Origin of the sequence: Kitasatospora sp. NPDC087315, from assembly GCF_044744345.1 — a bacterium.
Classification (GTDB): domain Bacteria; phylum Actinomycetota; class Actinomycetes; order Streptomycetales; family Streptomycetaceae; genus Kitasatospora.
In genome coordinates, this window is the sequence record NZ_JBIUYD010000023.1 from 65336 (window position 1) to 79388 (window position 14053).

General features: G+C 75.0%; 8 protein-coding genes. 2 read left to right on the forward strand and 6 right to left on the reverse strand.

Going from position 1 to position 14053, the window contains the following annotated elements; genetic code table 11:
• Window positions 1-4: 4 nt before the first annotated feature.
• The 6 genes from ACIO5D_RS29000 to eccD all read right to left on the reverse strand — a co-directional run bounded on the left by ACIO5D_RS29000 (window position 5) and on the right by eccD (window position 6427).
• Complete coding sequence (locus ACIO5D_RS29000; RefSeq protein ID WP_400798821.1) at window positions 5-2140, reverse strand: hypothetical protein; 2136 nt, start codon at window positions 2138-2140, stop codon at window positions 5-7.
• Between the two features lie 96 nt (window positions 2141-2236).
• On the reverse strand, window positions 2237-2644 hold the full coding sequence (locus tag ACIO5D_RS29005) for a hypothetical protein (protein WP_400798823.1): 408 nt from the start codon (window positions 2642-2644) through the stop codon (window positions 2237-2239).
• Window positions 2645-2650: 6 nt separating this feature from the next.
• Window positions 2651-2944, reverse strand: a complete 294-nt coding sequence (locus tag ACIO5D_RS29010; protein ID WP_363611120.1) for a hypothetical protein — start codon at window positions 2942-2944, stop codon at window positions 2651-2653.
• Window positions 2945-3041: 97 nt separating this feature from the next.
• Window positions 3042-3386 (reverse strand): hypothetical protein, encoded by a 345-nt coding sequence (locus tag ACIO5D_RS29015; protein WP_363611122.1) that lies wholly within the window; start codon window positions 3384-3386, stop codon window positions 3042-3044.
• 132 nt (window positions 3387-3518) lie between these two features.
• Entirely contained in the window at window positions 3519-4973 is a 1455-nt protein-coding gene (gene eccB / locus ACIO5D_RS29020) for a type VII secretion protein EccB (RefSeq protein ID WP_400798826.1), read from the reverse strand.
• A gap of 80 nt (window positions 4974-5053) precedes the next feature.
• Window positions 5054-6427, reverse strand: coding sequence for a type VII secretion integral membrane protein EccD (eccD, locus tag ACIO5D_RS29025; protein ID WP_400798829.1), 1374 nt, complete (start codon window positions 6425-6427; stop codon window positions 5054-5056).
• A gap of 282 nt (window positions 6428-6709) precedes the next feature.
• Here eccD and eccCa point away from each other — a divergent pair, with 282 nt between their 5' ends.
• Window positions 6710-10795 carry a type VII secretion protein EccCa gene (eccCa, locus tag ACIO5D_RS29030; RefSeq protein ID WP_400757231.1) on the forward strand — a complete coding sequence of 1362 codons (4086 nt, stop codon included), beginning with the start codon at window positions 6710-6712 and terminating at the stop codon, window positions 10793-10795.
• A 34-nt stretch (window positions 10796-10829) separates the two neighbouring features.
• Complete coding sequence (locus ACIO5D_RS29035; protein WP_400798831.1) at window positions 10830-13952, forward strand: hypothetical protein; 3123 nt, start codon at window positions 10830-10832, stop codon at window positions 13950-13952.
• The last annotated feature ends 101 nt before the right edge of the window (window positions 13953-14053 follow it).

Genomic DNA, 14053 nt, shown 5'->3' on the forward strand with positions numbered 1-14053 from the left:
TGCGTCAGCGTCCGATGACGCCGTGCACGGCACCGGTCTCGGTGCCCCAGGTCTCTTCGTCCTCCGCCAGCCAGGTGGTGCGCCGGCGGTCCTTGTCGTTGGGACCGCCCTGGCCGCCCATGCCGCCACCGGGCGGCATCATCGGCGGCATGCCGCCGGAGCTGGTGGCGGTCTGCCGGCCGGTCAGCAGGGCCTGCTCCTGGGCGGCGGCCCGGGCGGCCTTCTCGGCGGCCATCCGCTCGGCGTTGGCCTGGTCGACCGCGACCTTCATGGCGTTCGGGTCGCCACCGGAGGCGAGCGCCCGGGAGCTCAGGCCACCGCCCATTCCGGTGATCATCGGGCCGCCACCGGGGGTGAGCAGACCCCCCGAACCCGAACCGGACAGGCCGCCGAGGCCGCCCGTGCCGTAGGAGAAGCCGCCGGGGCCGAAGTTACTGGGCGTCAGCAGGTCGTCCCCGCCACCACCGCCACCGGAGTACCGGTCGGCGAGCAGCTGCCGGTACTGCGAGACGGTGTTGCCCTTGTCGTCGCGCAGAGTGCCGTCCGGCCCGATGGTGTAGTTCGGGCCGGCCACCATGGGGTTGCCGCTGGAGTCGAGCACGGGATTGCCGTTCTCGTCGACGATCCGCCCGTCCTTGGTGATCACGGAGCCGGGCGGCACGGTGACGGGCCGGCTCGATCCGCCGCCGCCCAGCAGGAGGTCGTCGGGCAGGAGCCCGCCGCCGGGGCTGGGGTTGCCGATGAGGTCGAGGCCCGTGCCGCTGCCGCTGCCGGTGCCGTTCCCGCTGCCGGTGCCGTTCCCGCTGCCGGTGCCGTTCCCGCTGCCGGTGCCGACCGAACCGAGACCGAGGTTCGTCAGGCTCGGCCCGCCGCCGCTGGTCCCGTTCCCCTCCAGCTTGAGGTCCGGGCCACCCGGGTTCTTGAGGTCCGGGCCGCCCATGTTCTTGAGGTCCGGGCCGCCCATGTTCTTCAGATCGGGCCCGCCGCCACCGTCGCCGGAGGTCTTGAGGGTGGGGTCGTCGATCTTCGGGTTGCCGATGTCGCTGGTCTTGTCGTCCTTGGTGGGGTCGGTCTCGTCCTTCTTCGGCGTGGGCATGATGAGCGGGAAGGGCTTGAGCGGCGTGGCCGCACCCGAGGTGGTCCCGTAGGCCTTGGCGATCTCGCCGAGCGCCGTCTCGGCCGCCTTGTCCAGGATGGAAACGATGTTCTCCACCCAGATCGCCCGCGCCCTGGCCTCCACCTTCGTCCAGAAGTCGGTCGTTTTGGGATCGCCGAACGTCGCGCCCTTCAGGGTGAATTTCAGGTCCAGTGTGCCGGAGGTCGTGTCCTTGAGCGTTCCGGTGGTCTCGGGGATCTTCTGGCCGAACGAGACGTTCTGGGCGACCTGCGTCACCTCCAGCGTCGCGTCCTTGAGCCCCTCCGTGAGGGCCGAGGTCACGGCGTTCGTCGGCCAGGCGTTGGGCGAGGCCCACCATTCGTTCCACCCGGTCATGAGCGTCTCCATCGCCGTCCTGAAAACGGCGTCGCAGGACGTGGGGCCGGCCGTCAGGTAGCTCTGCACATTGGTGCGGGCCATATTGCGCCGGTCGGCGTCGATTTCGTTCCTGAACGCGAGCAGGACGGCACGGAAGGCCCCCGCCGCACTTCCCTGCCAGTCACTGTCCTTCGAGGCGACGGTGTTCGCCCATTTGCCGATCTCCTCGACCCAGCCGTCGAGGAAGTGGGTCACCTCCGTCAGGGCGTTCGCCACGTCGCCGAACACCAGGACGTTGAACGAGTCAGTGACGCGCGGGACGGCGTTGTACATGCGCTTCAGCGGCGCCACGCTGCCCGTGAACCCCGCCAGCTTGGCGCCCGGGCCGTCGAGGTTGGGATACAGGATGTGGGCGCCGACCACATAGCTGGCGTTGTAGGTGTAACCACCCGGGGTGGTGTATTTGAAGAACCAGGCCACCCAGGAGTCCAGATTCTGACCAGTACCTCCCGTCTCCTGTCCCTGCCAGCCCGAGTAGTCGTCGGCGACCGTGTTGTCCTTGTTGATCCACGGCTTGTCGTCGTCGTGAACCGTGTCCCGGCTGGTCGGCGCCGTGTCGTTCGACGCTGCGAGAAAGGTGAGCGCGTCTTCCCACTTGTAAACCATGACAGACCCTTCTGCGGCCGAGCGCGACCGAACATGAGACGGGGCCGGCCCAGGATCGGGCCGGCTCCGCAGTGCTGACCGGAATTCACCGACGAGCTACTTGGCTCCCGCCCCCGGGTTCAGGGTTCGTTCGGCCAGCTGCATGAACTGCGCGTAGTCGAGGGTCTCGTCCATCGCGTTGTTCAGGCGGAGGTCGGCGAGCTGAAGGTCGGTGATCAGCGTGTTCAGCTGATCGACGACGGTGGTCAGAAGCGAGTTGACCGAACCGGTGTAGGCCTTGAGCGCGGCGGCCAGCGTGCCGGGGCTCTTGAAATTGGCGGAGTCGTTGCCCACGAGGATCGGGGTCGAACCCGTCGCGTATCCCCTGAGCTGCTGCACCGGCACGGACTCGTTGATGTCCTTGATGAAGCGTTGGAGGTTGTCCGTGGCGAACGTGCTCAGATAACCGTCGGTGATCTTGACATCGCCGCCGTGCCCGCTGTCGCCCTCGTCATCGTCTGCCACGGTCGATCAGCCCCCGACGTGGTCGAAGTGGCTGCCCGCCCGCATGTCCGCGTCCTTGATGACGTTGCGGATCTCGGTGAGGGCCATGTGGGCCGCGACGATCTTCTTGCCCATCTCCTCGTCGGCGAGGTGCAGCGTGTTCGAGAGGTTCCCGGCCGCCAGCGCGAAGTCACCCACCAGCTCGACGTTGATCTTGGTGTCGAGGTACGACTTCAGGTTGGTCATCGCGTCGTGCATCGTCTTCGCGTGGGCTTCGAGGTCATCGATGGCGCTGTCGATGCCGGCGTAGTGGAGCGACATGTTGCCCATGGTGCGATCCCTTCAAACGGAGTTCTGGTACGGGGAGCGGGCATCGGCCACCGCCTTCCGCGGCAGCCGTGCACGACGTCGGCAAGGCCTAGCGGGGGTTCAGGACGTCCTCGACGTGCTGTCCGGCGCCGCCGCCACCGGAGAAGTTGGCGAGGCCCACCGTGTGCTCGTCGGCCGCGTTGAAGATCTGACCACCGTCGCCGAGCTTCATGTGGAAGGCGTCGTAGTCCTTCTTGACCAGCGCGTACTGCTCCAGCCAGGCGTTGATCTGGTTCTGGAACGCGGTGCTGGCCGCGCCGGAGAAGCTGTCCCGGACGGCCGTGTTGATGTCCTCGATGTAGGCCGCGGTCGTCGACATCTCCGTGTACCGCGCCTCGACCATGGTCCTGATTTCGGCCAGGACCTTCTGGTCGACCGTCGTCTGCTGAGCCACCGCGAGTACCTCCTCCATGAGTGCCGGCCGCACCCGGCCGGCAAGGTGTGCCACGGGCCGGCAGGACCGGCCCGCCAGGGTGAACGGAACGCCGCCGCCGGACGGTTCACCGGCCGCCGGCGGCGCCGCGGCTCACCGCGCGCAGCGGCCCTCGGCGGCGGCCGGGGGCTGCACGATGCCGCCGGCGAGCGGCGCCGGGTCGAGGCTCGGCCCGGTGGGCAGCAGTGAGAGCAGGCGCCCGGGCACCGCGCTCGGGGTGGCCCCGGCGTAGCCGAGGCGTTCGGCCACCGCGGCGGAGGCGAGCGGGTACTTCACGCCCGTGTCGGTGACCAGGTAGAGGGTGGTGCCGAAGCCCCCGCCGGACAGGGCCCGCACCAGGGCGCCGCCACCGGGGCGCACCGCGATCCGGTCGGCGGGCGTGCAACTGGGGATGACGCCGGGCTGGAGGGCCGGCGGCAGGCCGAGCACGGTGGCCGCGTCCGGGACGACGACGGTGAGGTCCCCGCCGTCGGCCGCCGGGTTCAGGGCCCCGCAGACGGCCTGGCCGCCGGTCGGCGACAGCAGCGCCGGGGGCCGGGCGGGCAGCTCGGCCGGGTTGAGCGCGGCGGTGGCGGCGGGCGGTGCGGAGTGCGCGGCGAGGTCCTCCGCGCCAACGGGGGAGGTCACCACCTGGCCACTGCCGTAGGCGTCCCGCTGGGTGCGCAGATCGCCCTGGAGCAGGGCGAGTTGAGTGGCGGTGACGGGGACGAGGCCCTGCTCGGCGAGCACGTACCGCTCGTCGCCGGTACCGCTGAACAGCTGGCCGATCCGGGTGGCGTGCCCGGCCAGCGTGGGACCGGCCTTCCCCCGGTCGGGCAGGTCGGGGGCGCGCAGGTCCGGTCCGGCCGGGAAGGCGGCGAGGAACGCGGCGGTGACCGGGACGGGCGCGGCGGCGGTGTAGCCGAGGGCCCGGACGGCCCCGCCGCCGGTGTCGAGGGCGAACCGGCGGCCGTGCCAGAGGAGATGGACGCCGCCGTCGGGTGCGCCGACCAGGACGCCCCGGTCGCCGGCGCTCCGGCCGGACTGGCGGGTGCCGACGGCGACGGACAGCTGGGGGGTGGACCGGGCGGCCGCGGAGCCCGCGGTCTGGACGGTGCAGACGAGCCAGTCGGCGCCGCCGACGGCGGCCGGCCCGGGCAGCCCGTCGGGGGCGCCGACGATGCCGATCGGGGTGCCGCGCTCGGCGCTCTCCAGCGAGCGGGCGGAGACCTGGTCGACCTTCAGCTGGTCGCCGGCGAGCAGTTTGGCGCTGGCCTCGTTGAGCACGGGGTGGAGCAGGCCGCCGGCGAAGACGTACCGGGCGCCGGTCTCCTTGACCACCACCAGGGTGCCGGGCTTCTGCCAGCCGGTCGCGCCGCCGGGCTTGATCATGCCGTAGACGCCGGCGCCGGCGCCGATCAGCAGGGCGACGGCCAGACCGATCGCGGCGCCGCGGTTGGTGCGGCCGACGGGGGTGTCGGGGGCGTCCGGCTCGGCGCGGAGCACGCCTGCGGCGACCCGGCTCATCACGAACAGGTGGGCCTGGACCTGGTCGCGTCGGGACTGCATGCGGTGGTCCTCCTCGGTGCGGGGTTCAGGGGCGGGGAGCGCGGCGCGGTCGCTCGCGCGCCCGGGCGGTGGTGCCCGGTTCAGCCCGCCAGCCCGCGCATCATCTGGTAGAAGCCGAGCACCTGGAGCGCGAGCGGCAGCAGGGCGAGCGCGGCGAGCGAGTGCAGCAGGTCGCCGGCCCGGCCCCAGTAGGGCAGCAGCCGCCGGCCGGGCACCGTCCAGGCGGTCACGGCGAGCGCGGCCGCGGCGAGCAGCAGCACGGCGAACAGGCCGAACCGGCCGGACTGGTCGGTGTCCTGCCCGAACCGCGCGGCCAGCAGGGCGATGCCCAGCGCGCCCGGCAGCAGCACGGCGAGCCGCTGCCGGATGCCCCCGATGTCCCGGGCGTGCAGCAGGAGCAGCACCGACAGGTCGACGGACATCGCGGTCGCGCCCCAGCCGCCGTCCCGGGCGGTGGCGAGCAGGGCGAGGGCGCTCGCGCACACCGTGCCGGCGGCGATGAAGAAGCCGGCCAGGTAGCTGTCGGCGACGAGGCTGCGGGCGAGCACGTCCTCGGCCTCGAAGGGCTCGATCTCCTCCTGGAGCTCGTCGGCGTTGCGGGGCAGCGCGGGCAGCCGCAGGCCGGACAGCTTGAACGCCAGCCCCGGCACGAACGCGCCGAACAGCACGGCGGTGGCGGCGATCACGGCGGCGGAGTGGGTCGTCGGAATGCCGTTGGTGGCCAGCGCGCCCGCGCCCAGGGCAAGCGCGGCCGCCACCAGCAGCCCGGCGAAGAACGGACCGGCCCCGACCAGGGCGAGCGCCAGCACGGTGGCGCCGACCGCCACCGAGCCGCCCGCGAGCAGCCGGGCCGGGCCGGTGACCCCGGGCAGCAGCGCGGCGGCCGCGGCCGCGTAGGCGATGCCGGTGGCGCCGAGCGCGGTACCGGCCGGAGCGTCGCCGACCAGTCTGGTCGCCGCGCCGCCGGCGGCGAGCAGCAGCACGGCGGTGACGGCGGCCGCGGCGCAGCGGGGGCCGTCCGGTCCTGGCTGGGCGAGCAGCAGCAGGCCGCCGGCCAGCGCGACCAGGGCGAGGGCCAGCGCGAAGTGGTGGGTGGCGGCGGGCCGCCAGGAGTCGCCGCGGGCGATGGTGCCGGCCCGGACGCCGTCCACCAGGTCGTCGAAGTGCACCTCGGGCAGTGCTTCCTGGCCCGGGCGGAGGAAGAGCTCCTCGCCGTCGTGCAGTCCGAGCCCCTCCAGGGTGCGCTCCTCGTCCAGCGGCGGGCCGCCGGCGCGCTGGAGCACCCAGCCGGAGTGCTCGGTGCCGCCCTCCTCGACGGCGGAGCCGGCGTAGCCGAGGACGGCGGGCAGCAGGTCGGCGAGGACGACGTCGCCGGGGAGGGCGAGTTCGAACGCGGCCTCGGGGGCGCGGAACCTCAGCCGGACCAGCCCTGCCGCCACCGTGGTACCGCTCACCTGTCGCGCCCTCCCGTGGAGCCCCGGCCTGCCCGGTCTCCCGTTGAACAACTACGGGCGGCGCGGGGCGGACGGTTCACCGGCACCGGCCCCCGGTTCCGCGCGCACCCCCGGTGAACCGCCGGGGCCCCGCGGGCCGTACGCCTGAGTGCGGCCCGGCCTCAGGGCTTGTCCGAGCCTCCGGGCCCACCGCCACCCAGCGGCGTCACCGGCGCCGCGAGAGGAGAACCCCCGTTGAGCGTGGTCGTGGTCGACCGTCCGCCCCGGCGCCCCGGACCGGCGATGCCGGACGGCGAGCTCCAGTTGCAGGAGCCGCCGGTCCTGCCGGAGCAGCAGAGCGGCATGTCCAACATGATCGCCATGGCGCCGATGGCGCTCAGCTCGCTCTCGATGGTGATGATCTTCCTCAACCCGCAGTCCAACGGCGGGCCGCTCACCTACGTGGCGATGGGCATGATGGGCCTGTCCGCCGTCGGCATGCTGGTGACCCAGCTGATCCGCGGCGCCAGCGACCGCAAGCGCCAGCTGCGCGGCGAACGCCGGGACTACCTGCGCTACCTCTCCCAGATGCGCCGCCAGGTCCGCCGCCACATCGTCAACCAGCGGCAGGCGCTCGCCTGGCGCCACCCCGACCCGGCCGTGCTCGGCTCGCTGGTCCGCACCTCGCGGCTGTGGGAGCGGCGCGCGGCCCACCCGGACTTCGGCGACGTGCGGATCGCCACCGGCGCCCAGCGGCTGGCGGTCAGGCTGGCGCCGCTGGCCACCCAGCCGGTGGAGGACCTGGAACCGCTGTGCGCGCACGCGCTGCGCCGGTTCATCCACGCGTACGGCTCGATCGCGGACCAGCCGATCGCCGTCCACGTGCGCGGTTACGCCCACATCCTGCTGCGCTGCGAGCACCCCGGGGAGGAGGGCGCCCCGGCCGGTGCGGCCTCCTCCGGCGAACCGGACCAGGCAGGCCCCGGCGGCCTGGTCGGCGCCACGATCGGCGCGCCCGCCGCCGACCCGGACGCCGCCGGAGCGCCGGCCGATCCCGGGCCGGCCCGCGCCCTGGCCCGCGCGATGATCGCCCAGCTCGCCTTCTTCCACGCCCCGGACGAGCTGCGCGTCGCCGCCGCCGTCTCCCCCGAGCTGCGCGAGGACTGGGCCTGGCTGAAGTGGCTGCCGCACGCCCTGCACCCCACCGAGACGGACGGCGCCGGCCCGGTGCGCCTGGTCGCCGACTCGATGCTGGAGCTGGAGCAGCTGCTGGGCCCGGAGTTCACCGACCGCCCGCCCTACGAACCGGACGCGCAGCCGGGCCGGGACGAGCCGTTCACGCTGATCGTCCTGGACGGGGTCAAGCTGCCCGCCGGCAGCCGGGCCCTGCTGGCCGGCTACCGCAACGCCGTCCTGCTGGACCTCTCCGGGGCCGTCGAGTGGCAGCACGCGCCGTTCCGGCTGCGGCTGCGGATCAGCGGCGGCCGGCTGGACCTGGTCGCCGCCGACCGCAACCGGCGCGACGAGGTCACCCCGCTCGGCCGCGCGGACGCGCTGCTCCTCCCGGCCGCCCGCCGCTTCGCCACGGTGATGTCCCCGTACCGGCTGGGCGACTCGCGCGACGCCTCCGAGCCGCTCAGCACCGACTTCGACCTCACCTCGCTGCTGGGCGTCAACGACCTGTACCAGCACGACGTCGCCCGCAGCTGGGCGGACCGCCCGCGCGGACAGCGGCTGCGGGTGCCGATCGGCGTCGGCGCGGACGGCAACCCCGTCGAACTGGACCTCAAGGAGTCCGCGCAGGGCGGCATGGGCCCGCACGGGATGCTGATCGGTGCCACCGGCTCCGGCAAGTCCGAGCTGCTGCGCACCCTGGTGCTGGCGCTCGCGCTCACCCACTCCTCCGAGACGCTCAACTTCGTCCTGGTGGACTTCAAGGGCGGCGCCACCTTCCTCGGTCTGGACGAACTCCCGCACACCTCTGCGGTGATCACCAACCTGGCGGACGAGGCCGCCCTGGTCGACCGGATGCGCGACGCCCTGCACGGCGAGCTGAACCGCCGCCAGGAGTTGCTCCGCTCGGCCGGCAACTACAGCTCGCTGCTGGACTACGAGACCGCCCGGGCCGGCGGCGCCCAGCTCGACCCGCTGCCGACGCTCTTCATCGTGGTCGACGAGTTCAGCGAACTGCTCTCCGCGCACCGCGACTTCATGGACCTGTTCATCATGATCGGGCGGCTCGGCCGCTCGCTCGGCGTCCACCTGCTGCTCGCCTCGCAGCGCCTCGACGAGGGCCGGATGCACGCCCTGGAGTCCCATCTGTCGTACCGGATCGGCCTGCGCACCTTCTCCGCGATGGAGAGCCGCGGCGTGCTCGGTGTGCCGGACGCCTACCAACTGCCCTCCCAGCCCGGCAACGGCATCCTGCGCAGCGACATCGCCACCCTCACCCGGTTCAAGGCGGCGTACGTCTCCGGCCCGTACCGGCGCCGGCGCGGAGCGGCCCAGCAGGCCGCGGCGGCCGGCCAGATCGTCCCCTACGGCACCGAGTACACCGCGCCGCGCCGGCCCGACCCGGAGGTCGTGGCGGCCGAGGCGGCCCGCCTGGCCGCGGAGGAGGAGAGCACCGCCACCCTGCTGGACCTGGCCGCCGAGCGGATGCTCGACGTCGGCCCGCCCGCCCACACGGTCTGGCTGCCGCCCCTGGAGACGCCGCCCACCCTGGACGAACTGCTGCCGCCGCTCGCGCCGTCCCCGCACCACGGCCTGGCGCCCGACGGCCGCCCGGCGGTCGGTACCCTGACCGTCCCGGTGGGCGTGGTGGACCGCCCGTTCCAGCAGATGCGCGAACTGCTCACCGCCGACCTCTCGGCCGCCGGCGGCCACGTCGGCATCGCGGGCGGCCCGCAGAGCGGCAAGAGCACCATGCTGCGCACCCTGATCGCCGGCCTGGCGCTCACCCACACCCCGCGCGAAGTCCAGTTCTACTGCCTGGACTTCGGCGGCGGCACGCTCTCCGCGCTGCGCGGGCTGCCGCACGTCGGCGGGGTCACCGGCCGGCACGACCCCGAGCGGGTCGGGCGCACCCTGGCCGAGATCAACACCGTCATCGCCCGCCGCGAGCAGTCCTTCGCCCAGCTGGGCATCGACTCGATGGCCACCTTCCGCCGCCGCCGGGCGGCCGGGGACCCGGCGCTGGCGGACGACCGCCACGGCGACGTGTTCCTGGTGGTCGACGGCTGGAACACCATGCGCCAGGAGTTCATGGACTACCTGCCCGTGCTCACCCTGATCGCCGGACGCGGCCTCAACTACGGCGTGCACCTGGTGGTCACCGCCGCCCGCTGGGGCGAGCTCTCCAGCGGGCTGCGCGACCAGCTCGGCACCCGCTTCGAACTGCGGCTCGGCGACCCGATCGACTCCATGATCAACATGCGGGCCGCCGAGACCGTCCCCCGCGTCCCAGGCCGCGGCCTGACCCAGGACCGGCTGCACTTCCTCACCGCGCTCCCCCGCATCGACGGCCTCGGCGACAGCGAGAGCCTCACGGACGGCGTCGAGGACCTGGTCGACGCCGTCAACGACCACTGGACGGGCCCGGGCGCACCCGAGGTGCGGATGCTGCCGCTGCGGCTCGACGCCGCCACGCTGCCCGCGCCCGAGGGCCGGCTGCGGGTCCCCATCGGCCTGGAGGACACCGCGATCTCCCCGCTCTGGCACGACTTCGAGGAGTCGCCCCACCTGCTGGTGGTCGGCGACAGCGAGAGCGGCAAGACCAACCTGCTGCGCCTGATGGTCTCCGCCATCACCTCCGCCTACACGCCCGCCGAGGCCCGGATCATGCTCGTCGACTTCCGGCGCGGGCTCTACGACAGCGTCCCGGAGGAGTACCGGCTCGGCTACGCCGTCGCCGTGGACGTCCTCCGGCAGGTCGTCAACGGAGCGGCCCGCGCCATGGAGGCCCGGCTGCCCGGGGAGGAGATCACCCCGGCCCGGCTGCGGCTGCGCGACTGGTGGACCGGGCCGGAGCTGTTCATCATCGTCGACGACTACGACCTCATCCCGAGCCAGTCGGGCGCCAACCCGTTCGCCCCGGTCCTCGACCACCTCGCCCAGGGCACCGAACTCGGCCTGCACCTGATCGTCGCCCGCTCGGCGAACGGCATCGGGCGCGCGTACACGGACCAGCTGCTGCGCCGGCTCCAGGACGTCAACACCCCGGTCACCCTGCTCTCCTGCCCGCCGAGCGAGGGCACGCTGTTCGGCAGCGTCAAGCCGCGGGTGCTGCCGCCCGGGCGCGCCCTGCACATCACCCGGCGGCGGGTGGTCCAGGTGCAGACCGGCCTGCTCGCGGAGCCGGAGGAGGGCGGCGACGGGTCCGGGGCGTGAACCGGGGGCCGGGCGGCGTCCGTATACCCGGACGATGAGTCTTTCCCGCACCGGTCCGCCCGCCGGCGACCCCGCACCACCCGCCGCGCCCCGCCGCCGGTTCCCGCGCCTGCGCGGGTCCGGCGGTCCGGTGGCGGCCGTCGCGCCTCCGACCGCCCCGGCCGCCGCCGCGCCCTCGGCCGCCGCCCCGTCGGCCCCGGCCGCGTCGCCCGCGGTGCGGTCCGTGCTGCGCCCGGTCGGGCCGCACTTCGTCATCGCCCCCGCGACCGCCGGCGAGGACGAGCTGTCCGCCGCGGTCGGCGCGCTGCGCCCGGTGCCGGACAGCCTCGTCGTGGTCGCCGCCGCCCCCGACTCGGCCCCCGTGCTGCGCGACCGGATGGCCGACCTCGGCGTCATCGCCCGCTCGCGCGGCGCGGGCACGCTGGTCCTCGCCGCCTCCGGTCTCGCCGCGCTCGCCCCCAACGGCCGCCGCCCCGCCGAGGTGGTCGCCGACCGCGCCGGCGTCCCGGTGATCGCCCCCGACGGTCTGGTGGAGATCACCCCCGACGGCAACCTCAAGGTCGCCGCCCCCGACGGCTCGGCGGAGACCGCCACCTGGTGGCTCTGCGCACCCGGCACCGCGCCGCGCCGCCTGCGCGAGACCGTCGGCGGGGGTGCCGGGCGCGCCGCCCCCGCCGCGCTCCCGGCACCCCCGCCGACGCCCGAACCCGCGCCGCACCCGCAGCACCCGGCGGCGGTCCGGGTGGCCCGGCTGCCCGCCGGATACTGGCTCACCCATCTGAGCGCCCAGCCCGGCGGGCCGTTCCCGGCGCTCGGCCTCCTCGCCGCCCCGCCCGGCGCGCTGGTGCTGCTGGTCGGCACCCCCGGCCAGCCGGTGCTGCTGCCCGAAGACCTCGCCGAGACCGTCCGGACCCTTCCCCTCGGCGGCGCCGCCCTGCTGCTCAGCGCGCCGTGGGCGGCCCCCGACGAACTCTCCGCGCTCACCGGCACCCTGGCCGCCCGTCTCGGCCGCCCCGTCCAGGCCGCCGTCGGCCTGCCCGTGCACGGCCCCGGCGGCCCCACCTCCCGGACGGTCGACGCCCGCGGCCACGCCGGCTGGGAGCCCTACCTGCTGCGGCTCACCGCCTCGGCCGGGCGCCCCACCGTCCCGTCCGCCTGGCGCAACGGCGGCGCGTCCTGGCAGCCCGCCGGGCCCGCGCTGTTCCAGGCCTTCCCGTACTGGTCCCTGGAGGCCGTGCCCGCCGGGCTCTGGCTGCGCCCCGACCCGCCGCACCTGTGCGCCCCGCGCTTCCGCCGGGCCGACCCGGGCCGCCCGCTGCTCATCGTCGGCGAGCGGGACCGCCCGGTCGGCGCCGAGGTGTGGGAGGAGCTGAGCAGCCTGCTCGACCGGCTCCCGGCCGCCGGGGCGCAGAACTTCGGCCTGCTGGCCCACGGCATCCTGGAGCCGGGCTCCGAGCGGACCGCCCGCTTCATCGCCCGGCTGCACGGCCTGGAGTGGCTGGGCTCCGACCAGCCCGGCGATGCGGCGGCGGGCGCCGAGGCGGTCTCGTACGGCCTCGGGCCCGTCCCCGGCCCGGCCCCCGCGCCGGTGTCCGCCCGGCCGGCCCTGGCCGCCGAGCCGGACCCGCTCACCGCGCCCCGGCCCGTCATCACCACCGGCCGGGTCGCGCCCCTCGGCGCCGCGTCGGAACCGCCCGCCGCGGAACTCACCGCCGGGCAGTCCCCCACGGCGGAGTTCCCCACCGCGGAGTTCCCCACGGCGGAGTTCGCCACCACGGGGTTCCCCGCCTCGCAGGTCCCCCCTGCGGAGTTCCCCACCGCCGTACCGGAGCCCCCTGCCCCGACGCGGACCTCCTCCGGTCCGCTGGTGTCCACCGGCGGCACCGGCGAGGCCCCCCGTGGCGGACCGGAGGCGCCCGGCCCGGCCGGCGCCCCCGGCATCCCCGACATCCCCCGGGTGGCCACCAGCAGCAGCGGAGACGCCCCCGGCGCCGTACCGCAACCGCCCGGGCCCGACCGTCCCGCCGCCTCCGCCACGGCGGGCACCGGCGGCGCGGACGAGCCCGCCACGGGGCTCCGGACCCCGGCCGGGACCGAACCCCCCACCACGGCCGCGCCGGAGGCCGAACCGGCTCCGTTGCCGTTCCCGCCTCCGGACCCGCTTCCGCGAACGGGAACGGGAACGGAGCCGGGGCCGGGGCCGGCCCCCGGACCGGACCCCGGCCCCGAGCCCGGCCCCGGGGAACCGGAGCCCTCCGCCCCCGGGCCCGACCCGGAGCCCCTCGCCGTGCACGTCTTCCGGGCCTTCCGGGCCGAGGAGTTCACCGTGCCCGTGGCCGTCAGCAGCCCCGCCGACCGGGAGGCCGTCCGGGCGCTGCTCGGCAGCCACTACCAGCGCTGCGTCGGCCGGGTCGAGGAGGCCGCGACCCGGCTGCCGGGTCTGCGCTCCACCACCAAGGACGACATCAAGGCCGATCTGGCGGCCGTCCTGCTGCACCACGCCGACACCGGTGTCCCGGTGAGCCGGACCGAACTGGCCGCCGAGGCCCGTGCCGGGGGCACCGGCCCGCACCTCGCGTTCCTGAACTGCCTCGGTTCCGGCCTGCGGCGGTTGCCGAGCCACCAGGGTGTGGTGCTGCTCGGCGCGCACGTCGAGCAGGTGGCGGACCTGCTGGCGGCCTATCCGGTCGGCCGCGAGCTGCTGGAGCCCGCACCGCTGGCCGGGCTGACCTCGCCCGCCGTCGAACTCGGCCCGGTCACGGTGGAGTTCGCCGTGCTGTCGGTCACCGCCCGGCGGACTTCCGCCTTCGACTCGGCCGGCGAGGAACCGCAGGCGGTGTTCGCGCCGGGCACCGGCTTCATCGTGGTCGACGTGGAGGCCGCCGACGAGGAGGCCGGCCGCCCCGCCCGGGTCCTGCTGCGCGAGGCGGGCGGCGCGCTGACGGGCGATCCCGCCGAACGGAACGCCGGCGCGCGGGGCCGGGTGCGCGCCTGGCTGACCCGCCGCGACCGGACGGCCCCGGCGGACCGCCGCCAGGTCAGGCGCCCGGAGCGGTTCCGGCTCACCCCGGGCATCGGGCTTCCGCCGACCGAGCCGACCGAGCCACCTGAGCCGGCCGAACCGGACTCCCCTGCGGAGCCGACCGAGCCGAACTGAACCGCCGTCCCGCACCGGCCCGTTGTCCAGAGCGGGGACACGCGGACGCCTGCGGACCCCGAAGCCCCCTGCCGGTGGAGCCCGGCGGACGAAGACCACCA